Origin of the sequence: Azoarcus sp. DD4 (assembly GCF_006496635.1) — a bacterium.
Taxonomy (GTDB): Bacteria; Pseudomonadota; Gammaproteobacteria; order Burkholderiales; family Rhodocyclaceae; genus Azoarcus.
Window position 1 is genome coordinate 2,583,487 of sequence record NZ_CP022958.1, and the last position, 25,226, is coordinate 2,608,712.

A 25,226-nucleotide genomic window follows, 5' to 3' on the forward strand; every position below is an offset into this window, starting at 1 on the left:
CCGCAACTGCCGGCTGAGTCTTCAGTGGGCGCGATCGTCGAGCAAGGCAACGGAGTCGAAGCTGCGCTGGTTGGCCTCGTGGCGTTGCTTCACCAGGAACATCGATCCGGCAACGAAGAAGCCGAACAGCAGGATCACGGTGTTGATCGACAGCCCGAACATGATCAGCAGGGCGTAGCCGCCAGTCATCACCAGGATGGACAGGTTCTCGTTGAAGTTCTGCACGGCGATGGAGTGACCCGCACCCATCAGGATGTGCCCGCGATGCTGCAGCAGCGCGTTCATCGGCACGACGAAGAAGCCGGCCAGTGCCCCTACCACTACCATCAGCAGCATCGCTACGGCGCGGTCGGTCACCGCGATCATCACCAGCACGGCAAAACCCATGGCGATGCCGAGCGGGATGACGAGCACCGCACGCCGCAGGGTGATGAAGCGTGCGGCAAGCACCGAACCCACTGCGATGCCTATGGCGACCACGCCTTGCAGCATCGACGCTTCGGACAGATTGAGGCCGAGGTTGTGTTCGGCCCACTTGATCACGATGAACTGCAGGGTGGCGCCGGCACCCCAGAAGAGCGTGGTGACGGCCAGCGAGATCTGGCCGAGCTTGTCGCGCCACAGCAGCTTCAGGCAGTGGTTGAAGTCGTGCATCAGGTAGAGCGGATTACGCTTGAGCGGCTTGTGATCGACGCCGGTGTCCGGAATGTAGATGTTGAAGGCGGCGGCCATCAGATAAAGGAAGCCGATCACCAGTACCGCGGCCTCGAAGGGCGAGGACACCAGCGGCAACTGCAAGGAGCCGAGCCAGGCCGCGACGTCGCTGCGGATGAGCACGCCGCCCAGTACCGTGCCGACGATGATGGCGCCGACGGTCAGGCCTTCGATCCAGCCATTGGCGACCACCAACAGGCGGTGCGGAAGGTATTCGGTGAGGATGCCGTACTTGGCCGGCGAGTAGGCGGCGGCGCCGAGCCCGATGACGGCATAGGCCAGTAGCGGATGTGCGCCGAGGAAAAGCATCAGGCAGCCGCCGATCTTGATGGTGTTGCTGATCAGCATCACCCGCCACTTGGGCATCGAGTCGGCGAAGGCGCCGACGAAGGCGGCAAGCGCGACGTAGGAAACGGTGAAGAAGAGCTTCAGCAGCGGTTCGTATTCCGCTGGGGAGGCCATGTCCCGTAGCAGGGCGATGGCAACGATGAGCAGGGCATTGTCGGCGAGCGCAGAGCAGAACTGCGCGGCCATGATGATGTAGAAGCCAAGCGGCATCGTAGAAAACAGCTCGTCGCGAAAGCGGAAGCGCGGTTTATATCATGAAGAGACGAAACGTGTTGCAGGATGCTTCCGCGCGCGGAGCGCGAAGATGCGTCGCGACGGCGGCATCTGTGCTCTAATTATGGCTATAAATATGACTTATCACTATCATGGCCGATCGTAGGTTGCAGGTGTTCCATGCCGTGGCGAAACACGGCTCCTTTACCCGCGCTGCCGAGCATTTGTTCATGACGCAGCCGGCGGTGACCTTCCAGATCAAGCAGTTGGAAGAGCACTACAACACCCGGTTGCTCGAGCGCGGGCACGGCAAGATCACACTCACCGCGGCCGGGGAACTGGTGCTCGCCTATGCGGAACGGATTCTCGGCCTGTCGGAAGAGCTCGAGTCGCGGGTGTCGGAACTCACCGACGAGCTGTCCGGCGTACTCAACATCGGCACCAGCACCACGATTGCGGCCTACTGGCTGCCGGTGTTGCTGGAAAGCTTCAAGCGGCGCTATCCGCGGGTGATCCCGCGCGTGGTGGTCGGCAACTCGCAGCTCACCGAGGACCGCGTGGCGGCGCGCGAACTCGACATCGGCCTGATCGAGATCGTCACCGACCAGCCGGCGATCGAGCATCGCAGTGCAGCGCGCGACGAACTGATGGTGATCTGTCAGCCCTCGCATCCGCTCGCGCAGGCCAAGTCGCTGCGCGCGGCGGACCTGCTGGCGCACCCCTTCATCACCCGCGATCCGGGTAATGCAATCCGCGAACTTGCCGAGCAGTTCTTCGAGGCGGCCGGCATCAGCATGAACGAAGTGACGATCTGCGCCGAACTCGGCAGCCTCGCCACGGTGAAGCTGCTCGCCGCGGAAGGTCTGGGCTTTGGCATCGCCTCGCGTGCCGCCATCCTGCGCGACCTGCGCGAAGGCCGCATCGCTGCGGTGCCGCTCGAGCCCAGGATCTACACGCCGCTGGAGGTCATCATCCCGCGCGACAAGTTCCGTTCGCGGCTGATCACCACTTTCGCCGACCATGCCTGCGAGCAACTGGCCGAGATGGCGCAGAAGTTCGAGGAAGAGGAGTAATGGCGAAGGCCAGGACGGTTTTCGTCTGCACCGAATGCGGCGGACAGGCGCTGCGCTGGCAGGGACAGTGCCCGCAGTGCAGCGCATGGAACACCCTGGTGGAGTCGGTGGCGGAGCAGGGTGGGGCATCGGGCCGCTTTGCCGCGCTGGCCGGGAATACCTCGCGCCTGCAGGCGCTGTCGGAACTGCAGCCGCGTGAAGAGCCTCGCACACCGACCGGCATCGACGAGTTCGATCGCGTGCTCGGCGGCGGCCTCGTGGCGGGCGGGGTGGTGCTGATCGGCGGCGACCCGGGCATCGGCAAGTCGACCCTGTTGCTGCAGGCGCTGTCCCACCTGGCGGCGGACCAGGCCGCGGTGTACGTCAGCGGCGAAGAGTCCGGCGAACAGGTCGCCCTGCGCGCTCAGCGCCTGCAACTTGCGCCCACCGGCCTGCAACTGCTCGCGGAGATCAACCTGGAGCGCATCCTCGCCAGCCTGCGCGACGCCAGGCCGCGCGTGGCGGTGATCGATTCCATCCAGACGATCTATTCCGAGGCGCTGCAGTCCGCGCCCGGTTCGGTCGCCCAGGTGCGGGAGTGCGCGGCGCAGCTCACCCGTTTCGCCAAGCAGAGCGGCACCGCGCTCATCATCGTCGGCCACGTCACCAAGGACGGTGCGCTGGCCGGCCCGCGCGTGCTCGAACACATCGTCGACACGGTGCTCTACTTCGAGGGCGACACGCATTCCAGCTTCCGTCTGGTGCGCGCCTTCAAGAACCGCTTCGGTGCAGTCAATGAGCTTGGTGTGTTCGCGATGACCGAGCGCGGCCTGCGCGGTGTGTCCAATCCGTCGGCCATCTTCCTGTCGCAGCACTCGCAGCGGGTTTCGGGCAGTTGCGTGCTGATCACCCAGGAAGGTACGCGACCGTTGCTGGTCGAGATCCAGGCGCTGGTCGACGCTGCGCACAGCCCGAATCCGCGCCGGCTGTCGGTCGGTCTGGAGCAGACGAGGCTGGCTATGCTGCTGGCGGTGCTGCACCGCCATGCCGGCATCGTCTGCTTCGACCAGGATGTGTTCGTCAATGCCGTCGGCGGCGTCAAGATCGCCGAGCCCGCGGCCGATCTCGCGATCCTGCTGGCCATCGTCTCATCGCTGCGCGACAAGCCGCTCAAGCACGGCTTGGCGGTGTTCGGCGAAGTCGGGCTGGCGGGCGAGATCAGGCCGGCGCCGCGCGGCCAGGACCGCCTCAAGGAAGCCGCCAAGCTCGGCTTCACCGCAGCCATCGTCCCCAAGGCCAACCTGCCCAAGCAGTCCATCGACGGCATGCGGGTGATCGGCGTGGACCGTATCGAGGAAGCGCTGGAGAGCGTTCGCGAGCTCGCCGATTCCTAGCGCGCACCGGCGTCGCGCGCCTCGGCCACGATCCAGTCGTGCACCGTCGCCACCCGCCGGTCGCCGAGCGCGCCACCTGAGTAGAGCAGGCAGTAGCGCTTGCCGGTGCGTACCGATTGTGCGAACGGCGCCACCAGCAGCCCCTTCTCCAGCTCGTTCGTCGTCAGCGTGCGGCGTGCGATCGTTACGCCCATGCCGGCGATCGCGCACTGTACGGTGATGTGGTTGCGGTTGAACATGTAGCCGCGACGCACGTTCACATGCGGCGCGCCTATCGCCTTCAGGTAACCCTCCCATTCCGCGTAGGGCTGGCTGCCGCGCCACGCGGTCATGTCGTGCAGCAGCGGATAGTGGTCGAGGTCGTCGGGCGCTCGCAGCGGCGGGCGGCCGTTCATCAGCGCCGGCGAGCAGACCGGGAAGACCTCTTCTTCGAGCAGCACGGTGCTCTGGAAGCCCGGATAGCTGCCGTCGTTGAGATCGATCGCCAGGTCGAAATCGCCGTCGCGCAGCGAACGGGTGCTGTCCTCCGCCTCGACCTGCAGTTCGATCGCCGGGTAGCGCTGCATCAGCCGTGGCAGGCGCGGCACCAGCCAGGTGGCGAGAAAGGACGGCAGCGCGCGCAGACGCACGATGCCGCTCAGGGTTCCGCTGCGCAGCCGGCCGATCGCCAGATCCACCGCGGCGAAGGCCGGGTCGACCGCGGCCAGCATGCGCCTGCCTTCATCGGTGAGTTCGAGGCGCCGCGGCAGGCGGCGGAACAGCCGGAAGCCCAGCCACTCCTCCAGCAGCTTGATCTGCTGGCTCACCGCGCCGGTGGTGATGTGCAGTTCCTCGCCAGCCCGGGTGAAGGACAGATGGCGGGCGGCGGCCAGGAACACCCGGAGCCGCGCGTGGATCTGAGCAGGAGCGGTAGCCGTCATGGTTTAGTTCTAGTAAACCGGGAGCCAGAAAACATCGATTGAACGGCGTTCCCTGCGCCAACAGAATGCCGCACCACATAAACACGTACGTCGGCGCCGGTAACGGCAAGCACGACGGCGCATACGGGGGAGCATTCATGTCCATCAGCGTTCTCGATCTCTTCAAGATCGGCGTCGGTCCGTCGAGTTCGCACACCGTCGGGCCAATGCGGGCGGCGCACGATTTCGCCACCGAACTCGCGGCGAAAGGCGTACTCGACGCGGTCCGTCGCATCGAGGTCAGGCTGTACGGTTCGCTGTCCGCCACCGGCATTGGTCACGGCACCGACCGCGCCGTCGTCGTCGGCCTGATGGGCCAGCGGCCGGACGAGATCGATCCCGACTTCATCGCACCGGCGGTGGCCGAGGTGTGGCGCAGTGGCAGCCTGATGCTGGCGGGCAAGACAACGGTGCCGTTCCACTGGGACGAGGACATGCGCCTGTTGCCGGTGAGCCTCCCGCAGCATCCCAACGCACTGCGCATTGTCGCCCACGGCCAACACGGCGTCCTCTACCAGAACACCTATTACTCGATCGGTGGCGGCTTCGTCATTGACGAAGCCCAAGCGCAGGCCGGGGAGGGTGGTGTGGCCGACGTGCCGCTGCGCTACGAGTTCAACAGCGCGGCCGAGTTGCTCGCGATCTGCCGGCGCGAGTCGCTGCGCATCAGCCAGGTGATGCTGGCCAACGAGACGGCCTGGCGCAGCGAGGCCGAAACACGCGCCGCGCTGCACCGCATCTGGGAGGCGATGCAGGCCTGCGTGGCGCGCGGCATCGCGCAGGAAGGCGTGCTGCCGGGCGGCTTGTCGGTGCGCCGCCGGGCCCCGGCACTGCACCGCAAGCTGCGCGAGCGTGAAACCGGGCGCAATCTCATCAGCGACACCCTGGCAGCGCTCGACTGGGTCAATCTCTATGCGCTCGCGGTGAACGAAGAGAATGCCGGCGGTGGGCGTGTCGTCACTGCGCCGACCAACGGTGCGGCCGGCGTGATTCCGGCTGTGCTCCACTACTACATGAACTTCCAGCCCGGCAGCAGCGAACGAGACGTGGTCGACTTCCTGCTTACGGCCGCGGCGATCGGCACCCTGTGCAAGAAGAACGCCTCGATATCCGGCGCCGAGGTCGGCTGCCAGGGCGAGGTCGGCTCGGCCTGTGCGATGGCGGCGGCGGGGCTGACCGAGGTCATGGGCGGCACGCCGGAACAGGTGGAGAACGCCGCCGAGATCGGTCTCGAACACAACCTCGGCCTTACCTGCGACCCGGTCGCCGGGCTGGTGCAGGTGCCCTGCATCGAGCGCAATGCGATGGCGTCGGTCAAGGCGATCAATGCTGCCCAGCTCGCGCTGCGCGGCGACGGCACCCACGCGGTGTCGCTGGACAAGGCGATCCGCACCATGCGCGACACCGGGCGTGACATGCTGGATAAATACAAGGAAACCTCGCGCGGAGGGCTTGCCGTCAATTTCATCGAATGCTGACCGTGCGCCGGCCACGGCGCGCAGGCAGCGCCGGCGGATGACGCCGGTGCCGCCGAAAAAAACCACAAGGGACCCAAGAGGAGACAACCCATGACTACTGCAGCAAGCAGCGCATCCAGGCTCGTCCTGCGAGCCAATCTCATCACCCAGATCGCCATCGGCCTCGTCTGCGGCATCGCCCTCGCGCTGGCCGCGCCCGATGTCGCACGCTCGACCGGGCTGCTCGGCGACGTGTTCATCTCGGCGCTCAAGGCGGTGGCGCCGGTGCTGGTGTTCTTTCTGGTGGCGGCGTCCATCGCCAACCACAAGCATGGCCAGCCCACCCACATCCGACCGGTGCTGATGCTCTACCTCGTTGGCACGCTCGCCGCCGCCGCGGTCGCGGTGATCGCCAGTTTCGCCTTTCCGACCACGCTGGTGCTCAATGCGCCCGAGGTCGCAGGCACGCCGCCGGGCGGCATCATCGGTGTGCTCAAGAACCTGTTGTTGAGCGCGGTGGCCAATCCGGTGAAGGCGCTGATCGAGGCGAACTTCATCGGCATCCTCAGCTGGGCGATCCTGCTCGGCATCGCGCTGCGGCATGCAAGCCCGGCAACGCGCAGCATGCTCAACGACGTGTCCGACGCGGTGTCGCGGATTGTCCGGCTGGTGATCCGTTTCGCGCCGCTCGGCATCTTCGGCCTGGTTGCCAGCACACTCGCCGAGTCCGGCCTGGATGCGCTGCTCGGCTACGGCCGCCTGCTCAGCGTCATCGTCGGCAGCATGCTCTTCGTCGCACTGGTGATGAATCCGCTGATCGTGTTCTGGAAAACGCGGCGCAATCCGTATCCGCTGGTCTTCACCTGCCTGCGCGAGAGCGCAATCACCGCCTTCTTCACCCGCAGCTCGGCCGCCAACATTCCCATCAACATGGAGCTGTGCAAGCGCCTGAACCTGCACGAGGACACCTACTCTATCTCCATCCCGCTGGGCGCGACCATCAACATGGCCGGTGCGGCGATCACCATCACGGTGATGACGCTGGCCGCCGCCCATACGCTGGGTATCGCTGTCGACATCCCGACCGCGCTGCTGCTGTGCGTGGTGTCCTCGCTCGCCGCCTGCGGCGTGTCCGGCGTGGCCGGCGGTTCGCTGCTGCTGATCCCGATGGCCTGCAACCTGTTCGGCATTTCAACCGACGTCGCGATGCAGGTGGTGGCGATCGGCTTCATCATCAGCGTGGTGCAGGATTCGGCCGAGACCGCGCTCAATTCTTCCACCGACGTGCTGTTTACCGCCGCGGCCTGCCCGCAGGCGGATGCCGTCGCGGCCGCCGCACAGGCCTGAGTCCGGATGTCCATCGATCAGGGAGCTTCAATGCAGCATTTTGCCAGCGACAACTACGCGGGCATCTGTCCCGAGGCCCTGCAGGCCTTCCTCGGCGCCAACGCCGGCCACGCGCCGGCTTATGGCGACGACGAATGGACCCGCGAGGTCTCCGACCGCCTGCGCGAACTCTTCGCCACCGATTGCGACGTCTACTTCGTCTTCAACGGCACCGCGGCCAATTCGCTGGCGCTCGCCTCGCTGTGCCAGAGCTACCACAGCGTTATCTGCCACGAGCTGGCCCACGTCGAAACCGACGAGTGCGGCGGCCCGGAGTTCTTCTCCAATGGCTCCAAGCTGCTGCCGGCGCCGGGCGAGGGCGGCAAGCTCACGCCGGACGCAGTGCGGGAGGTCGTCCTGCGGCGCAGCGACATCCACTACCCCAAGCCGCGGGTGGTGACGCTGACCCAGGCGACCGAGGTCGGCACCGTCTATCGTCCGGCCGAGATCGCGGCCATCGCCGATCTGGCCCACGGGCATGGTCTGCGCGTCCATATGGACGGGGCCCGTTTCGCCAATGCGGTGGCGGCGCTGGGCGTCGAGCCGGCCGAACTCACCTGGCGTGCCGGCGTCGATGTGCTCTGCTTCGGCGGCACCAAGATGGGCTTGCCGGTGGGCGAGGCGGTGGTGTTCTTCGATCGCCGCCTGTCGGAGGATTTCGCCTGGCGCTGCAAGCAGGCCGGTCAGCTCGCCTCCAAGATGCGCTTCCTGTCGGCACCCTGGCTGGGCGTGCTGGAGGACGGCGCCTGGCTGCGTCATGCCCGCCATGCCAATGCGATGGCGCAGCGGCTGGCCGCGGGGCTGGCTGGGGTGCCCGGGGCTGCGCTGCTGTTCCCGGTCGAGGCCAACGGCGTCTTCGTCGAGCTGCCTGCAGCGGTGCAGTCCGGCCTGCGTGAACGCGGCTGGCGTTTCTACACCTTCATCGGTGCCGGCGGCGCCCGCTTCATGTGCGGCTGGGACACCCGGCCGGAAAGTGTCGATGCGCTGCTGGCCGACCTGCGCGCCCTGTCGGGCTGAACCTGCCGGCCCGCTTCAGTCGGGCAGCTGTTCATAGAGTTCCAGCGGCAACTCGTCGGGGTCGGCGAAGAAGGTGAAGCGCTGGCCGGTGAGTTCGTCCGTCCTGACCGGCTCGCAGACCACGCCGTGCGCGGCCAGCGCGTGCACACTGGCGTCGAGGTCTTCCACGGCGAAGGCAAGGTGGCGCAGACCACGCGCCTCGGGCCTGGAAGGCCGCGGTGGCGGCTCGGGGAAGGAGAACAGCTCGATACGGCTGCCGTCCGGCAGCGCGAGGTCCAGCTTGTACGACCGGCGCGCAGCCCGCCAGGTCTCGGCGATGACGTGCAGGCCGAGCACTTCGGTGTAGAAGCGCTTCGAGCGCGCATAGTCTGCGCAGATGATGGCCACGTGGTGCAGGCCATCCAGTGCCACTTTGCTTGTCCCGGTACTCATCCGCTGTTCCTCAGCCCGGCTGCGATGCCGTTGATCGATAGGTGGATGCCACGGCGGATGCGCTCGTCGTCGCTGCCTTCGCGGTGGCGGCGCAGCAGTTCGACCTGCACGTGGTTGAGCGGATCGAGGTAGGGGAAGCGGTTGCGGATCGAACGCTTCAGCAACGGGTTGGCGTCGAGGACTTCCACCTGCCCGGTGATGTCGAGCAGCGCCGCCACCGTCGCTTCGTGCTCGGCGCGGATGCGCGGAAAAATCGCCTCGCGTAGCGCGGCGTCGCGCACCAGCCCGGCGTAGCGGCTGGCGATCGCGATGTCGCTCTTGGCCAGCACCATGTCCATGTTCGACATCAGGCTGGCAAAGAAGGGCCATTCGCGGTGCATCGCCCGCAGGCGCGCGCGGCCGGCCTCGCCGTGGCGGGCGAGATAGGCGGCGACTGCACTGCCAAAGCCGTACCAGCCCGGCAGCATCAGGCGGCATTGCGACCAGCTGAACACCCAGGGAATCGCACGCAGATCCTGGATCGCGGCGTTCTTCTTGCGCGAAGCCGGGCGCGAGCCGATGTTGAGCTGGGCAATCTCGTCGACGATGGTCGATTCGCGGAAGTAGCGCTCGAAGCCCTCGGTCTCGTACACCAGTGCGCGGTAGGCGCGGAAGGCGGCGGCGGAGAGCTCGTCCATCGTCGCCAGGAAGGCCGGCTGCGGCGCAGGCTCCTTGTCCGCCAGCAGGCTGGCCTCCAGGGTGGCGGCGACCAGCACTTCGAGGTTGCGGCGGCCGACTTCCGGGTTGCCGTACTTGGCGCCGATGACTTCACCCTGTTCGGTGAGGCGGATCTGGCCCTGCACCGCGCCGCCCGGCTGGGCGAGGATGGCCTGGTAGCTCGGGCCGCCGCCGCGCCCGACCGAACCGCCGCGGCCGTGGAAGAGGCGCAGGCGCACGCGGTGGCGGGCGAAGACCTCCACCAGTGCGATCTCGGCCTTGTAGAGCTCCCAGCCGGAGGTGAGGAAGCCGCCGTCCTTGTTCGAATCCGAGTAGCCGAGCATCACCTCCTGGGTGCGGCCGCGCGTATCGAGCAGGCGCTGCCAGGCGGGCAGGGCGAGCAGGCGGTCCATTACCGGGCCGCTCGCTTGCAGGTCGGCGATGGTTTCGAACAGCGGAACGATGTTCACCGCCAGGGTGCCGGCACGCGGGTCGAGCAGGCCGGCCTCCTTCAGCAGCAGGGCGACTTCGAGCAGGTCGGATACGCCCTCGGTCTTGGAGATGATGCAGTTGGGCACCGCCGCGGTGCCGTAGCGCCGGTGCGCCTCGCGCGCCATGCGGAAGATCGCCAGCTCGCCCGCGGTTTCGTCGGCGTAGCGGCAGTGCGGCGATTCCAGCGGCCGGCTGGTGGCAAGTTCCTGCAGCAGCAGCGCAATCCGCGCCTCCTCGTCCAGTTCGAGGTAGGCGGTGCCGGGGTGGGCCACCTCCAGCAATTCGGCGACCACGCGTTCATGCACCTCGGCGTTCTGCCGCAGGTCGAGCGGGGCGAGATGAAAGCCGAACACCGACACCGCCCGCCGCAGGTGGCGCAGGCGGCCGCGCGCCAGTTCGCCCGAGCCGTGGGCGAGCAGCGAGCGATGGACGATGGCCAGATCGGCGGCAAGCGCCTCCGGCCCGGCGTAGGGGGTGGGACCATCGCTGTCGGCGCCGCCGAGCAGATGCTGGCGGGTCGCGGCTACCCGCGCGCGGATGCCGGCGACGGCGCGCCGGTAGGGTTCGTCCATGCGGTGCGGCGAGCGGTCGGGCGAAGCCTCGGCGAGCGCGATCAGCTCGTCGGAGGCGCCGACCAGCAAGGATGCGAGCGAGAGCTGCGAGCCGAGCTGCTGCAGTTCGTCGAGGTAGAAGCCGAGCACGCGCTCGCACTGCATCGCCAGCGCCTCTTCCAGCATCGCGGCGGTGACGAAGGGATTGCCGTCGCGGTCGCCGCCTATCCAGCTGCCGACCTGCAGGAAGGCAGGCAGTTCGTGCCCGGCGAGCTTTGCGTCGCGCGCCGCCAGCCTGTCCTCGATGGCGGCATAGAGCCGCGGCACTTCGCGCAGGAAGGTGGTGTCGTGGTAGCCGAGGCCGTTGGCCACTTCGTCGACCACGCTGAGCTTGGCGGGGCGCAGCATGCGCGTCTGCCACAGGGTGAGCACGCCTCGGCGCAGCGCGTCGTCGTTGTCGCGCGCCTCGTCGGGCGTGAGCGTCATGCGGTCGCGCTGGTCGAGCAGGCGGGCAATGGCCGTCTGGCAGTTGAGGATGCTCTTGCGCTGGACTTCGGTCGGGTGCGCGGTGAGTACCGGCGCCACCAGCGCGCCGGCGAAGAAATCCGCCAGCGTGGCGGCGTCCAGCCCGGCGTCGAAGGCGCATTCGATGGCGTGTGCCAGGCTGCCTTCGCGGGGCGCGGAGCCGGCGATCAGGTGGGCGCGCGAGCGGCGGGTGCGGTGCTGGTCCTCGGCCAGGTTGGCGAGGTGGGAGAAGTAGCTGAAGGCCCGCACCACGTGCAGGGTGTCGTCGCGCGACAGGGCGTCGAGCGCGCTTTCCAGCTCGGCGCGGGCGGTGAGGTCGTCGTCGCGGCGAAAGCGGATGGAGTCCTTGCGGATGCGTTCGATGCGCTCGAACACCGCGTCGCCCTCGCGGGCGCGCACGGTGTCGCCGAGCAGGCGGCCGAGCAGCCGGATGTCGTCGCGTAGGGCCTGGTCCTTGTCTGCGTTCACTGCTGGGCTCCTGCTGTGGGCAGGCGATGCTGCCCTCGAGTGTAAAAAGAAGACCGGCACCACCGCCAGGGAGTGAGCGTTGAATGCGGTGCCGGTCCGGAGAGCAAGCGGTGTCCTGCCTCAGCGCGCGCGGAAGGCGCGCGAGCCGGCGTAGCGGGCGGCGGCGCCGAGTTCGCGTTCGATGGCGAGCAGGCGGTTGTACTTTTCGACGCGGTCGGAACGGCTGGCCGAACCGGTCTTGATCTGGCCGCAGGCGGTGGCGACGGCGAGGTCGGCGATGGTGGTGTCGCCGGTCTCGCCCGAGCGGTGCGAGGCGATGGCGGCGTAGCCGTGACGGCGGGCAAGCGCCATCGCCGCCAGCGTCTCGCTGAGCGTGCCGATCTGGTTGGGCTTGATCAGGATGGCGTTGGCGATGCCCTTGGCGACGCCAGCGGCGAGGATTTCGGTATTGGTGACGAAGAGGTCGTCGCCCACCAGTTGGACGCGCCGCCCGAGCCGGTCGGTGAGCTGGCCCCAGCCGGCCCAGTCGTCCTCGGCCATCCCGTCTTCGATGCTGACGATGGGGTAGTCGCCCACCAGCTCGGCGAGGTAGTTGCAGAAGGTGGCGCGGCTGTAGGTGGCGCCTTCGCCGGCAAGGCGGTATTCGCCGTCGTGGTGGAACTCGGAGGCGGCGCAGTCCAGCGCCAGCGCGATCTGCGAGCCGGGCTGGTAGCCGGCACGCTCGATGGCTTCCAGGATGAGGTCCAGCGCCTCGCGGGTGCCGCTGACATTCGGCGCGAAGCCGCCTTCGTCGCCCACCGAGGTGGGAAAGCCTTTCTTGTCGAGCAGGCCGCGCAAGGCGTGGAACACCGCGACGCCGGCGCGCAGGGCGTCGCTGAAGCGTTCGAAGCCGTGCGGCACGATCATGCATTCCTGGATGTCCAGGCTGTTGTTGGCGTGAGCGCCGCCGTTGATCACGTTCATCAGCGGCACCGGCAGCTCGTACCCGAGCGCGGCATCACCCAGTTGGCGGTAGAGCGCGATGCCGTTCGCGGCGGCGGCTGCATGCGCGGTGGCGAGCGATACCGCCAGCAGCGCATTGGCGCCGAGACGGGATTTGTCCGGCGTGCCGTCGAGTTCGCACAACAGGGCGTCGATGGCCGCCTGGTCTTCGGCGTCGCGGCCGGCGAGCGCGGCGGCGATCGGCCCTTCGATGTGGGCGAGTGCGCGGGTCACACCCTTTCCGCCGAAGCGCGCCGGGTCGCCGTCGCGCAGTTCGAGCGCCTCGCGGCTGCCGGTGGAAGCGCCGGAGGGCACGGCAGCGCTGCCGACATGGCCGGAGGCCAGGCGCACCGTGGCCTGCAGGGTGGGGTTGCCGCGGGAGTCGAGGATTTCAAGGCCGCTGAGGCCGACGATCTTGTTCATGGGCGTAGGGGCGAGCGTTCGCAGAATTGAGGCAAAAAGGTGCCGACGACGGTGGAGAGAGGAGTGACCTCCGCCGCCGGCCAACCGAGAAAGAGGAGGCCGCGCGCCGCCGGTCGCGGCGCCGGCCGTGCGTCAGAGAATGAAGCGGGTATTGACGAAGTTGGACTTGTTGCCGAGCACGATGCTGTCGAGCAGCTTCTTGCTCGCCTCGGTCTGCTTGGCCGCGACCATGGTGCGGATCGAGAACGAGCGCAGCGCGTCGTGCACCGACAGCGTGCCCTCGGCAGAGTCCTTGCGGCCGGCGAAGGGGAAGACGTCGGGGCTGCGCTGGCACTGGGCGTTGAGGTTCACCCGGCAGACCTGGTTCACCAGCGGATCGACGAGGCTGGCGATCTGGTCCGGGTTGGTGCCGAAGATGGACACCTGCTGGCCGTGGTCGGAGCTGATGACGTAGTCGAGCGCGGTCTCGATGTCCTCGAAGGGCGCCACCGGGATCACCGGGCCGAACTGCTCCTCGCGGTAGAGCTTCATGCCCTCTTTGACCGGGAACACCACCGCCGGGTAGAACAGCGTGCCGACCGAGGCGCCGCCGTCTTCGTTGAGCACCTTGGCGCCCTTGGCGACGGCATCCTCGATGCATTCGTCCATGTAGGCGACCTTGGACATTTCCGGTAGCGGCGTCACCGTCACGCCCTTTTCCCACGGCATGCCGATCTTGAGCTTGGCGACTTCCTCGCAGAAGCGGCGCAGGAACTGGTCGGCGATGGCCTGGTGCACCAGCAGCATCTTGAGCGCGGTGCAGCGCTGGCCGTTGAAGGACAGCGTGCCGGCGATGCACTCCTTGACCGTCAGCTCGATGTCGGCGTCCGGCAGGATGATGGCGGCGTTCTTGGCCTCCAGCCCCAGCACCGCGCGCAGGCGGTTGGTCTTGGGGTGGGCCTTCTTCAGCTGGTCGGCGACCTTGCTGGTGCCGATCAGCGCCAGCACATTGACCTTGCCCGAACGCATGATGTGCGGCACCACGACGCCGCCCTGGCCATAGACGATGTTGATCGCGCCCGCCGGGAAAGCGCTGCGGAAGGCCTCCAGCATCGGGTAGTAGAGCAGCACGCCAAAACGCGGCGGCTTGAACAGCACCACGTTGCCCATGATCAGCGCCGGGATCAGGGTGCAGAAGGTCTCGTTCATCGGGTAGTTGTACGGGCCCATGCACAGCACGATGCCCAGCGGCGAGCGGCGGATCTGGGCGATGGTGCCGTCCACGATCTGGAAGCGGGAGTTGTCGTTGTCCAGGCGCTTGAGTTCGGCGATGGTGGCCTTGATGTAGTCGATGGTGCGGTCGAACTCCTTCTCGGAATCGACCAGGCTCTTGCCGATCTCCCACATGATCAGGTTCACGATCTCGCGGCGGCGGGCCACCAGCTGGTTGGTGAAGTTCTCGACGCAGGCGATGCGGTCGGCCACCGACATGGTCGGCCACTTGCCGCGGCCGTTGTCGTAGGCGGCCACGGCGGCGGCGATGGCGGCGTCGGCCTCGTCGGTGCCGGTCACCGGAAAGCTGCCCAGTTCCACCGGCGTCAGGCTGCCGTCGGCGGCACGCACCGACACCGGCGAGTACACCGGCCGCGTCTCGCCCTTCCAGATCTGCATCTCGCCGTTCAACAGGATGGCGCGCTGGTGCAGCGGCGCCAGCACCCGGCATTCGGCGGGGATGTCGGCTTCGGTGGGGAACAGGGCCTGCAGGTGGGCGTGGATGGCGTTGGCGTTCATGTCTCTTCCTCTTTCTCTGCTTTGCTTTCGCTTTCGTTGTAGTGCGCGGTTCAGGCGGCGGCGACTTCGCCGGCCGGCCAGGCCAGTCGCAACAGGTTGGTGCTGCCCGGGGTGCCGAAGGGCACGCCGGCGGTGACGACCACCGCCTGGCCGGGTGCGGTGAGGCCTTCGGCGCGGCAGTGGTCGAGGGCGACGGTCACGATCTCCTCGACCGCGCCGGCTTCCACCGAGCGGCGCGAGCGCACGCCCCACACCACGCACAGGCGGCGCGCGACCGACTGCGAGGGCGTGAGGCCGAGAATCGGCGTGCGCGGGCGCTGGTGGGCGATGCGCAGCGCGGTCGAGCCGGACGCAGTGAAGGCCACCGTGGCCGACAAGGGCAGGGTGGCGGCGACCGCGCGGATCGCGGTGCCGATGGCATCGGTACAGGTGCCATTGGCATCGGCGGCGACCGCTTCCATCAGCTGGCGCTGCAGCGGATCGGCCTCGGTCCGCGCGATGATGCGGCTCATCATCGCCAGCGCGTCGGCGGGGTAGCGGCCGGACGCGGTCTCGGCCGACAGCATCACCGCGTCGGCGCCGTCGAACACCGCGGTGGCCACGTCCGAGGCTTCGGCGCGGGTGGGCGCCGGGGCCGAGATCATCGACTCCAGCATCTGGGTGGCGACCACCACCGGCTTGCCGACGCGGCGGCACAGCCGGACGATGCGTTTCTGCAGGCCGGGCACGTCTTCCGGCGGCAGTTCGACGCCGAGGTCGCCGCGCGCCACCATGATGCCGTCGGCCAGGTCGATGATGGCTTCCAGGCTGTCGAGCGCGGCCGGCTTCTCGATCTTGGCCATCAACAGGGCGCGCTCGCCGATCAGCGCACGCGCCTCGGCCAGGTCTTCCGGCCGCTGCACGAAGGACAGCGCCACCCAGTCGATGCCGAGCGACAGGCCGAAATCGAGGTCGCGGCGGTCCTTGGCGGTGAGCGCCGACAGCGGCAGCGCCACGTCAGGCACATTCACGCCCTTGCGGTCGGACAGCCGGCCGTCGGTCAGCGCTTCCATCTCCAGCACGCTGCCGTCCTTGGCTACGACCTGCAGCCGCATCTTGCCGTCGTCCACCAGCAGCACGTGGCCGGGGCCGACCGCGGCGACGATCTCCGGGTGCGGGATGGACACCCGGCGGGCGTCGCCCGGCGTGGGGTCGAGGTCGAAGCGGATGCGGTCGCCGCGGGCAAGCGTCACCCCGCCCTCGGCGAAGGTGCCCAGCCGCAGCTTGGGGCCCTGCAGGTCGATCAGCACGCCGATGGGGCGGCCGAGCGAGGCTTCCAGTGCGCGGATGCGCTCGTAGACCTTGCGGTGGTCGTCGTGGCTGCCGTGGCTGAAGTTCAGCCGGAAGACGTCGGCGCCGGCTTCGGCGAGCGCACGCAGGGTGTCGGGGTCGGCACTGGCGGGGCCGACGGTCGCGATGATCTTGGTGTTCTTGCCTGGCATCTGGGGTCTCACACGGTCGCAAAGGGGGTGGAGCAAGGCGTGGCGGATTCGCCGGCCGCGCTGAATTCGGCGCCGCAGGCAAAACTGCGGCTGGCGCCGGGTTCGAGGCGGATGCGGTCGGCGCAGTCGGGGCGGTTGAAGGCGTCGGTCATCGCTTCCACCGGCTCGATGGCGAGCGCCCGGCGCGGGTCGCGCGCCAGGGTGTCGCCGGTGAAAAGGTGCACCAGGCCGCTCCGCTGCCAGACGGTGAGCTGGCGGCCGCTGGCCGGATCGCGCAGGGTGCTGCGGATCAGCCCGTCCTCGTCGGCCGTGGCGCCGGCGTAGCAGCCGTCCAGCACCAGTGCGCCGAGCCGGCGAGGGGTGCGGAAGTCGGTCAGCGGGCTGTGCGCCACCGGCAGGAAGGCCGCTTCGCCTGCCAGCGGCAGCAGCTTGCGGTCGGTGACGACGCTGTGCGTCGCCGGCACCGTCAGTTCCAGTGCGTCCAGCGGGGCGTCGCCGAGCCGGAAGTAGGGGTGCCAGCCGGCGGCGTAGGGCGCGGCGCGGTCACCGACATTGGTGGCGGTGATCGTCAGGCCGATGCTGCGCGCGCCCAGGCTGGCCCGGACTTCGAAGGCCAGCGCGTAGGGGTAGCCGGGCCGGGCATCGGCGCGGATTTCGCCGGCGAACAGCACGCTGGCGCCGGTGTCGCTCGCCTGCGTTTCGACCACGGCGAGATCCAGCTCGCGCAGGAAACCGTGGTAGATCAGGCGCTCGCCGGTCACGCCCGGGAGCAGGTCGTGAGTCACGCCGTCGAAGCGGTAGCGGCCCTCGGCGATACGGTTGGGGAAGGGGGCGAGGATGCCGTTGCGCACGCCGTTCTGGTCGGCGAGCTCCGCTGCCGAGCGATAGCCGTCGGTGAGCGCCAGCCCTTCGCCGCCGTCCTCGACCTGCCAGTCGAGCAGGGTGGCGCCGCGCAGGGCGAAGACCGCCCGCGCGCCGCCGGCGTCGTCTCGCAGTTCGACCGCGGCGATGCCGCCGTGGTCCACCGTCCGTACCCGGAACGGTGTCGACACCGGCGGCGCGGCAGGGGCGTGGAGGGCGGTCATCACGCCTTCCCGGCCGGGCGCAGCGCCGCAGCGGTGCGGGCGAGCCCGGTGATCGCGGCCCAGTCGCCGGCGCGCACGCGCTCGGCCGGCGTGAGCCAGGAGCCGCCGACGCAGGCGACGTTAGGCAGCGCCAGGAAGCTGGGCGCGCTGGCGGCATCGATGCCGCCGGTGGGGCAGAAGCGCGCCTGCGGGAAGGGGCCGGCGAGTGCCTTCAGCATGCCGATGCCGCCCGCCTGCGCGGCGGGGAAAAGCTTCATCGCGGTATAGCCGGCGGCCAGCGCGTTGATCACGTCGGACGGCGTCATCACGCCCGGCAGCAGCGGAATGGCGGATTCGCGGCCGGCGCGCAGCAGCTCGGCCGAGGCGCCGGGGCTCACCGCGAAGGTGGCGCCGGCCTGCGCTGCGGCGTCCAGGTCGGCCGGCGTGACCACGGTGCCGGCACCGACGATGGCGTCCGGCACTTCGGCACGGATCGCGCGGATGCTGTCGAGCGCAGCTGCGGTGCGCAGGGTGACTTCCAGCACGCGGATGCCGCCGGCGACCAGCGCGCGCGCCAGCGGCACCGCATCGGCGACCTTGTCCAGCACGATCACCGGCATCACCGGGCTGGTGGCGAGCAGGGCGGAAATGTCCATGGGTGTCTCCGTGTCTTGTATGGGGTCAGGCGGTCGGCAGGGGGCCGGGCAGGGTGGTGCCGAAGGTGGCCGCACCTTGTTCGGCGCCGGCGGCGTTGGCGCGGGCGTTGAAGAAGAGTTCGCGGCCGACACCGTGCTGCTTGCGGTCGAGGTCGGCGGTGGCCGTCGGCCGCGCCGCCCATTCGGTTTCGTCCACCAGCACGTCGAGCACCCCGGCTTCGGCGTCGAGCCGGATGAGGTCGCCGTCGCGCACCTTGGCGAGCGGGCCGCCGGCCAGACATTCCGGCGTCACATGGATGGCCGCCGGCACCTTGCCCGACGCGCCCGACATGCGGCCGTCGGTGACGAGCGCGACGTGGAAGCCCTGGTCCTGCAGCACCGCCAGCGGAGGCGTGAGCTTGTGCAGCTCCGGCATGCCGTTGGCGCGGGGTCCCTGGAAGCGGACGACGGCGACGAAATCGCGCTTGAGCTCGCCGCGGTTGAAGGCGGCGAGGAGATCGTCCTGGTCGTCGAACACGATGGCCGGCGCTTCCACCACGCGGTGTTCCGGCTTGACCGCCGACACCTTGATCACCGCGCGGCCGAGCTTGCCCTGCATCAGCTTGAGCCCGCCGTCGGCGCTGAACGGGTCGGCCGCCGGGCGCAGTACCGCCGGGGCGATGCTCTCGGCCACCGCCGGCCGCCAGGCGACGCGTTCGCCGTCCAGCCAGGGCTCCTCGGCGTAGCGGGCGAGGCCTTCGCCCATCACCGTGGTGACGTCGCCGTGCAGCAGGCCGGCGGCCAGCAGTTCGCGGATCAGGAAGGCCATGCCGCCGGCGGCGTGGAAGTGGTTCACATCGGCGCTGCCGTTGGGGTAGATGCGGGTCAGCAGCGGCACCACGGCGGACAGCTCGTCGAAGTCGTTCCAGTCGATGTGGATGCCGGCGGCAGCGGCGATGGCGACCAGGTGGATGGTGTGGTTGGTGGAACCGCCGGTGGCGAGCAGACCGACGATGGCGTTGGCGATGGTGCGCTCGTCCACCACCCGGGCGATCGGGATGTACTCCTCGCCGAGCCGGGTGATCCGCGCCAGACGCTGCGCGGCAGCGCGGGTCAGCCCGTCGCGCAGCGGCGTGCCCGGATTGACGAAGGCCGCGCCCGGCAGGTGCAAGCCCATCACTTCCATCAGCATCTGGTTGCTGTTGGCGGTGCCGTAGAAGGTGCAGGTGCCGGGGCCGTGGTAGGCGGCCATTTCCGATTCCAGCAGTTCCTCGCGGGTCGCCAGGCCCTGGGCGAAGCGCTGGCGCACCTTGGCCTTGTCGTCGTTGGCGAGGCCGCTGGTCATCGGGCCGGCAGGCACGAAGATGGTCGGGAGATGGCCGAACTGCAGTGCGCCGATCAGCAGGCCCGGCACGATCTTGTCGCACACGCCCATGCACAGCGCGCCGTCGAAGACGTTGTGCGACAGCGCCACCGCGGTGGACATCGCGATCACGTCGCGCGAGAACAGCGACAGCTCCATGCCGGCCTCGCCCTGGGTGACGCCGTCGCACATGGCCGGTACGCCGCCGGCAAACTGCGCCACCGCGCCGGCGCCGCGCGCTGCTTCCTTGATCAGTGCCGGCATGCGTTCGAAGGGCTGGTGGGCCGACAGCATGTCGTTGTAGGCCGAGACGATGGCCAGGTTGGGCAGGCGCGCTTCGCGCAGCACCAGCTTCTCGTTGGGGGCGAAGGCCGCGTAGGCGTGGGCCTGGTTGGCGCAGGATACGTGCTTGCGCGCGGCGCCGGCAGCCTGCGCGGCGGCTTCCACTCGCGCCATGTAGGTAGCGCGGGATGCCGCACTGCGGGCGCGGATGCGGTCGGTGATGCGGGCGAGGACGGGGTTGAGGGACATGCTGCCTCCTTGTGTGGTCCGACCCTGTTCTCGTGTAGTGATGAGCTGGGTCGGCTGGCTTGCTTGTGAACAAGTGTAGGTTTACTACATGTGGAATTGCAAGCCAATTTTGGTGGAAATTCCCCTTTTGACGCTTCCCCTGCGCCAGGCTACATGCGGGAAGTGCACTGGCTTTGGTAATTCTTTGCAAATTAAACAAAGACTTGAAAGATTTTTTGTGGATATCGCGCTTTCGATTGGATCAGGAAAGTTTTGTTGACTTTCTACATATTGGCGTCTTTAATAGGTTGTAGATTTACTACCTTCTCGCAATCGCACGCTGCGAGTCGGTTCCTCTCCAATAGAGAAAGAGGCCTGCAAGTGATTCCACTGGATGCATTCGACCTGATCCTGTTCGGCGGCAGCGGCGATCTCGCCATGCGCAAGCTGCTGCCGGCGCTCTACTTCCGCCATCGCGACAGCGCAGCCGATACCGGGCGCGCCCGCTGGCGTATCGTCGGCGTCGGCCGCGAAGCGCAGACGCGCGAGGCCTACCTCGCCACCGTCGAGGCACACGCCCGCAAGTTCATTGCCCCGCGCGACTTCGACGACACGGCCTGGGCCGCTTTCGTCAGCTGCCTGGACTATGTGGCGCTCGACGCCCGCGCCGCCGCCGACTACGCTGGCCTGGCCGCGCTGCTGGCCGACGATCCCGCACGGGTGCGGGTGTTCTACCTGGCGACCGCGCCCAGCCTGTTCGCCTCGATCTGCGAGAACCTCGGTGCCGCCGGGCTGGTGACACCAGACAGCCGGGTGGTGCTGGAAAAGCCGCTCGGCCGCGACCTCGCCTCGGCGCGCCGCATCAACGAGCAGGTCGGCGCCATCTTCCGCGAGGAGCAGATCTACCGGATCGACCACTACCTCGGTAAGGAAACGGTGCAGAACCTGATCGCGCTGCGCTTCGGCAACACTCTGTTCGAACCCCTGTGGAGCCGCGCCTGCGTGCGCGACGTGCAGATCACGCTGGCCGAAACGGTGGGCGTGGAAGGGCGCGGCGAGTTCTACGACAACACCGGCGCACTGCGCGACATGGTGCAGAACCATCTGCTGCAGTTGCTGTGCATTGTGGCGATGGAGCCGCCGTCCAGCATCGACCCGGATGCGATGCGCGACGAGAAGCTGAAGGTGCTGCGTGCGCTGCGGCCGATGAGCGCCGAGGAGGTGGCGACGCGCACCGTGCGCGGCCAGTACCGCGCCGGCGCCATCGACGGCCGGCCGGTGCCCGCCTACCTGGAAGAAGCCGGCATCCCGGCCGGCAGCCGCAGCGAAACCTTCGTCGCGCTCAAGGCCGAACTCGACAACTGGCGCTGGGCCGGCGTGCCCTTCTACCTGCGCACCGGCAAGCGCATGCAGGAGCGGCTGGCCGAGATCGTGGTGAACTTCCGCGACGTGCCGCATGCGCTGTTCCCGTCGGTGAGCGGCGAGCGTGCGCCCAACCGGCTGGTGATCCGGCTGCAGCCGGACGAAGGACTGGAACTGCATCTGATGGCCAAGGTGCCGGGCGACGAGATGCGGGTGCGGCCGGTGGCGCTCAACCTCGACTTCGCCGAAACCTACGATACCCGCCAGTGGGATGCCTACGAGCGCCTGCTGATGGATGTCATCCGCGGCAAGCTGACGCTGTTCATGCGGCGCGACGAACTCGACGCCGCCTGGCGCTGGATCGAACCCATCCTCGACGGCTGGGAGCAGGATCCGACGCCGCCGCGGCCTTACACCGCGGGCACCTGGGGGCCGGCCGCCTCCAGTGCGCTGGTCGGCCGCGACGGCCTGGCCTGGCTGCAGGATTCCTGATCATGATGACGACAGACATGCTTGCGCTACCCGCCCATGTGCGCCAGCAGCGCTTCGACGACGGCAGGGCGATGGCCGAAGCCCTGGCCGACCGCGTTGCCGCCATGCTGCGGCACAACCTGGGCCTGCGCGGCGAGGCCAGCCTGGTGGTGGCCGGCGGCCGCAGCCCGGTGCCTTTCCTGCGCGCGCTGTCGCAGCGCAAGCTGCCCTGGGAGCGCGTGCGGGTGACGCTGGCCGACGAGCGCTGGTTACCGGCGGAGCATCCCGACAGCAACGCAGGGCTGGTGCAGGCCAACCTGCTGCAGGGGCCTGCCGCCGCGGCCCGCCTGGTGCCGCTGTACGGCGGCGAGGCGGATCCGGTGGCGGGGCTGGCGGCCTGCGCCGAACGCATGAAGGCGGTGCCGCAGCCCTTCGACGTGGTGGTGCTCGGCATGGGCGAGGACGGCCATTTCGCCTCGCTCTTCCCGGGCGTGCCGGGGCTGGCCACGCTGCTCGGGCCAGATGCGCCGCAGCTGGCGGCGATCGATCCGCCGGCGGCAGCCCATCCGCGCATCAGCTTCAGTCTTGCTGCGCTGCAGCGCTCGCGCAACGTGTTCCTGCAGATCGCCGGCGCGCGCAAGCTCGCCGTCATCGAGCAGGCTGCGGCGCGGGGAGACGCTTTGTTGCAACCGGTGGCGGCCTTGTTGCGCCAAACCTCGGCACCATTGCAGGTATTCTTCAGCCCGTCCGAATAGAATTCGGCGCGGAGCCGTCGCAGCCGGCCGGCATCGGGAGGCGCGAGGGCATCAGAAAAAGGTTAAGGAATGGACGACCAACCCATCATCAGCCCGTCGGCGACGGGCGAGGCCGACGGCCGTCAGGTCAGCACCCTGCTGGCCCGCATCGAAGCAAGCATCCCCGATCTGCGCAAGTCCGAACGCGCCGTCGCCGATTTCGTGCTCGGCCATCCCAACGAGGTGTTGAGCATCTCGATTGCCGAGCTGGCCTACCGCGTCGGCGTCAGCCAGCCGACGGTGGCCCGCTTCGTCAATGCGCTCGGCTTTTCCGGCTTCAAGGATTTCAAGCTGCGGCTGGCGCAGAGCCTGGCCACCGGAGTGCCCTATGTGCACCGCGATGTCGGCCCCGACGACTCGCTCGACGAAGTGGCGCCCAAGGTATTCAACCGCACCATCGGCGCGCTGATGAGCGTGCGCAACCAGCTCGACGCGGCGCGCCTAGGCCGCGCGGTGGAACTGATCACCCGTGCGGGGCGCATGGAGTTCTACGGCATCGGCAACTCCGGCATCGTCGCCACCGACGCCCAGCACAAGTTCTTCCGCTTCGGCATTCCCTCGGTCGCCTACAGCGATCCGCACACTCAGGGCATGGCCGCGACGCTGCTCGAAGAGGGCGACGTGGTGGTGGCGATCTCCGCCAGCGGCCGCACGCCGGAGCTGATCCGTGCCTGCGAACTGGCGCGCGAGGCCGGCGCGGAGGTGATCGCGATCACCGCCAGCGGCTCGCCGCTGGCGCGCGCGGCGAGCCTCACGCTGGCGGCCGACGTGCCGGAAGACCCGGATGTCTATGCGCCGATGACTTCCCGCATCGCCCACCTCGCCATCATCGACGTGCTGTCGGTGAGCGTGGCGCTGGCAAGCGGTCCCGAACTGATCAAGCGTCTGGAACGCACCAAGCAGACTTTGCGCGACAAGCGCATCCGCGGTTACGAAGCCTGAACTGAAACGAAACGACTCCACGCTTGAGACTGCTCGGCAAATACTGACATGGACCAACTGACGAATACCCCCGCCTGGCGGGCGCTGGCCGCCCATCGTGCCGAACTCGGCGATGTGCGGATGCGCGCACAGTTCGAGGCTGACCCCGGCCGTTTCGAGCGCCATACGCTGCGCGCCGCCGGCCTCTTTCTCGACTACTCCAAGAACCGCATCGACGACCGTACGCTGCCGCTGCTGCTGGCGCTGGCGCGCGAGCGCGGGCTGGACGGCGCGCGCGCGGCGATGTTCGCCGGCCGCCGCATCAACAACACCGAAGACCGCGCGGTGCTGCACGTGGCGCTACGCAACCGGTCCGATACGCCCATCGAAGTCGACGGCAAGGACGTGATGCCGGCGGTGCGCGAGGTGCTGGCGCGCATGGGCGAATTCGCCGAGGCGGTGCGCGAAGGCCTGTGGCGCGGATACACCCGCGAGGCGATCACCGACGTGGTGAACATCGGCATCGGCGGCTCCGACCTCGGCCCGGCGATGGTCTGCCAGGCGCTCGCCACCCACGGCCATCCGCGCCTGAGGATGCATTTCGTTTCCAACATCGACGGCGACCATCTGGCGGGCGTGCTGGCCGGGCTCAACCCGGCGCGCACCCTGTTCGTGATCGCCTCCAAGACCTTCACCACCATCGAGACGATGACCAACGCCGCCAGCGCGCGCAAATGGTTCCTCGCCGGCGGCGGCAGCGAGGCGGACATCGCCCGCCATTTCGTCGCGGTGTCGACCAATGCCGAGCGCGTCGCCGCCTTCGGCATCGATCTCGCCAACATGTTCGGCTTCTGGGACTGGGTGGGCGGCCGCTATTCGCTATGGTCGGCGGTCGGCCTGCCGATCGCGCTGCAGGTCGGGCGGGCGCGCTTCGAGGAACTGCTGGACGGCGCGCATGCGATGGACCGCCACTTCGTCGAGGCGCCGCTGGAGGCCAACATGCCGGTCATCCTCGGCCTGCTGGGCGTCTGGTACCGCGGCTTCTTCGGCGCCGGCAGCCTGTGCGTGGCGCCCTATGCGCAGGCGCTGGCGCGGCTGCCGGCCTATCTGCAGCAGCTCGAGATGGAAAGCAACGGCAAGTCGGTGACGCGCGACGGCCAGCCGGTCGACGCCGCCACCTGCCCGGTGATCTGGGGCGAGCCCGGCACCAACGGCCAGCACGCCTTCTTCCAGCTGCTGCACCAGGGCACCGACCTGATCCCGGTCGACTTCATCGCGCCGCTCGCCGCCGGCCACGGCCTGCCCGACCACCACCGCCTGCTGCTGGCCAACTGCATCGCCCAGAGCAAGGCGCTGATGGTGGGCAAGAGCGCCGACGAGGTGCGCGCCGAACTCGGCGCTGCCGGCATGGCGGGCGAGGCGCTCGAAGCGCTGGTGCCGCACCGCGTCTTCCCTGGCAACCGGCCGAGCAACACGCTGTTGCTGCCGGACCTGTCGCCGGCGGCGCTGGGTGCGCTGATCGCGCTCTACGAACACAAGGTGTTCGTACAGAGCGTGATCTGGGGCATCAACGCCTTCGACCAATGGGGCGTTGAACTGGGCAAGCAGATCGCCAGCCGCATCGGCGCGGAACTGGCCGGCGAGCCGCTCGGTGCCCACGATGCGTCGTCGCGCGGTCTGATCGAAATGGCGCGCGACGCGTTGGCCTGAACTCACATGCAGTCGCGGCCGGGCGTCGTGCCCGGCC

At 68.6% G+C, this 25,226-nt stretch carries 19 protein-coding genes; 9 read left to right on the top strand and 10 right to left on the bottom strand.

What is annotated here, in order from left to right; genetic code table 11:
* Nucleotides 1-21 precede the first annotated feature (21 nt).
* Nucleotides 22-1,272, bottom strand: a complete 1,251-nt coding sequence (lplT, locus tag CJ010_RS11990; RefSeq protein WP_141018242.1) for a lysophospholipid transporter LplT — start codon at nucleotides 1,270-1,272, stop codon at nucleotides 22-24.
* Nucleotides 1,273-1,427: 155 nt separating this feature from the next.
* Here lplT and CJ010_RS11995 point away from each other — a divergent pair, with 155 nt between their 5' ends.
* Nucleotides 1,428-2,348, top strand: coding sequence for a LysR family transcriptional regulator (locus CJ010_RS11995; protein WP_141018243.1), 921 nt, complete (start codon nucleotides 1,428-1,430; stop codon nucleotides 2,346-2,348).
* On the top strand, nucleotides 2,348-3,721 hold the full coding sequence (gene radA, locus CJ010_RS12000; RefSeq protein ID WP_141018244.1) for a DNA repair protein RadA: 1,374 nt from the start codon (nucleotides 2,348-2,350) through the stop codon (nucleotides 3,719-3,721). Before CJ010_RS11995 ends, radA begins: the two co-directional genes overlap by 1 nt.
* On the opposite strand, the gene CJ010_RS12005 is transcribed toward radA, so the two are convergent.
* Complete coding sequence (locus CJ010_RS12005) at nucleotides 3,718-4,641, bottom strand: LysR substrate-binding domain-containing protein (protein WP_141018245.1); 924 nt, start codon at nucleotides 4,639-4,641, stop codon at nucleotides 3,718-3,720. The two genes, radA and CJ010_RS12005, sit on opposite strands and share 4 nt — an antisense overlap.
* 137 nt (nucleotides 4,642-4,778) lie before the next feature.
* Between CJ010_RS12005 and CJ010_RS12010 the strand changes: the two genes are divergently transcribed.
* The 3 genes from CJ010_RS12010 (at nucleotide 4,779) to CJ010_RS12020 (ending at nucleotide 8,540) form a co-directional block, all read left to right on the top strand.
* On the top strand, nucleotides 4,779-6,158 hold the full coding sequence (locus CJ010_RS12010; protein WP_141018246.1) for an L-serine ammonia-lyase: 1,380 nt from the start codon (nucleotides 4,779-4,781) through the stop codon (nucleotides 6,156-6,158).
* Nucleotides 6,159-6,248: 90 nt separating this feature from the next.
* Nucleotides 6,249-7,484, top strand: coding sequence for a serine/threonine transporter SstT (gene sstT / locus CJ010_RS12015; RefSeq protein ID WP_141018247.1), 1,236 nt, complete (start codon nucleotides 6,249-6,251; stop codon nucleotides 7,482-7,484).
* 30 nt (nucleotides 7,485-7,514) lie between these two features.
* Nucleotides 7,515-8,540 carry a low specificity L-threonine aldolase gene (locus tag CJ010_RS12020; RefSeq protein WP_141018248.1) on the top strand — a complete coding sequence of 342 codons (1,026 nt, stop codon included), beginning with the start codon at nucleotides 7,515-7,517 and terminating at the stop codon, nucleotides 8,538-8,540.
* Between the two features lie 15 nt (nucleotides 8,541-8,555).
* On the opposite strand, the gene CJ010_RS12025 is transcribed toward CJ010_RS12020, so the two are convergent.
* From CJ010_RS12025 to edd, 8 genes are all read right to left on the bottom strand, one after another.
* A complete protein-coding gene (locus CJ010_RS12025; protein WP_141018249.1) occupies nucleotides 8,556-8,972 on the bottom strand; it encodes a VOC family protein in 417 nt (138 codons plus the stop codon).
* Nucleotides 8,969-11,704, bottom strand: a complete 2,736-nt coding sequence (gene ppc, locus CJ010_RS12030; protein ID WP_141018250.1) for a phosphoenolpyruvate carboxylase — start codon at nucleotides 11,702-11,704, stop codon at nucleotides 8,969-8,971. The genes CJ010_RS12025 and ppc overlap by 4 nt, the downstream gene beginning before the upstream one ends.
* A gap of 120 nt (nucleotides 11,705-11,824) precedes the next feature.
* Nucleotides 11,825-13,108 carry a phosphopyruvate hydratase gene (eno, locus tag CJ010_RS12035; protein WP_141018251.1) on the bottom strand — a complete coding sequence of 428 codons (1,284 nt, stop codon included), beginning with the start codon at nucleotides 13,106-13,108 and terminating at the stop codon, nucleotides 11,825-11,827.
* 132 nt (nucleotides 13,109-13,240) lie between these two features.
* Nucleotides 13,241-14,878: an NADP-dependent glyceraldehyde-3-phosphate dehydrogenase gene (locus CJ010_RS12040; protein ID WP_141018252.1), complete on the bottom strand. Its 1,638-nt coding sequence runs from the start codon at nucleotides 14,876-14,878 to the stop codon at nucleotides 13,241-13,243.
* A gap of 50 nt (nucleotides 14,879-14,928) precedes the next feature.
* Nucleotides 14,929-16,359 carry a pyruvate kinase gene (gene pyk, locus CJ010_RS12045; RefSeq protein WP_141018253.1) on the bottom strand — a complete coding sequence of 477 codons (1,431 nt, stop codon included), beginning with the start codon at nucleotides 16,357-16,359 and terminating at the stop codon, nucleotides 14,929-14,931.
* 8 nt (nucleotides 16,360-16,367) lie between these two features.
* On the bottom strand, nucleotides 16,368-17,444 hold the full coding sequence (locus CJ010_RS12050; RefSeq protein ID WP_141018254.1) for an aldose 1-epimerase: 1,077 nt from the start codon (nucleotides 17,442-17,444) through the stop codon (nucleotides 16,368-16,370).
* Entirely contained in the window at nucleotides 17,444-18,079 is a 636-nt protein-coding gene (gene eda / locus CJ010_RS12055) for a bifunctional 4-hydroxy-2-oxoglutarate aldolase/2-dehydro-3-deoxy-phosphogluconate aldolase (protein ID WP_141018255.1), read from the bottom strand. Before eda ends, CJ010_RS12050 begins: the two co-directional genes overlap by 1 nt.
* 25 nt (nucleotides 18,080-18,104) lie before the next feature.
* Entirely contained in the window at nucleotides 18,105-19,952 is a 1,848-nt protein-coding gene (gene edd, locus CJ010_RS12060; protein WP_141018256.1) for a phosphogluconate dehydratase, read from the bottom strand.
* Between the two features lie 360 nt (nucleotides 19,953-20,312).
* On the opposite strand from edd, the gene zwf reads away from it, so the two are divergent.
* The 4 genes from zwf to pgi all read left to right on the top strand — a co-directional run bounded on the left by zwf (nucleotide 20,313) and on the right by pgi (nucleotide 25,189).
* Nucleotides 20,313-21,785, top strand: a complete 1,473-nt coding sequence (zwf, locus tag CJ010_RS12065) for a glucose-6-phosphate dehydrogenase (protein WP_141018257.1) — start codon at nucleotides 20,313-20,315, stop codon at nucleotides 21,783-21,785.
* Nucleotides 21,786-21,787: 2 nt separating this feature from the next.
* Entirely contained in the window at nucleotides 21,788-22,519 is a 732-nt protein-coding gene (pgl, locus tag CJ010_RS12070) for a 6-phosphogluconolactonase (RefSeq protein ID WP_240794574.1), read from the top strand.
* A gap of 69 nt (nucleotides 22,520-22,588) precedes the next feature.
* Entirely contained in the window at nucleotides 22,589-23,500 is a 912-nt protein-coding gene (gene hexR, locus CJ010_RS12075; protein ID WP_141018258.1) for a transcriptional regulator HexR, read from the top strand.
* A 48-nt stretch (nucleotides 23,501-23,548) separates the two neighbouring features.
* Entirely contained in the window at nucleotides 23,549-25,189 is a 1,641-nt protein-coding gene (gene pgi / locus CJ010_RS12080) for a glucose-6-phosphate isomerase (protein ID WP_141018259.1), read from the top strand.
* Nucleotides 25,190-25,226 lie beyond the last annotated feature (37 nt).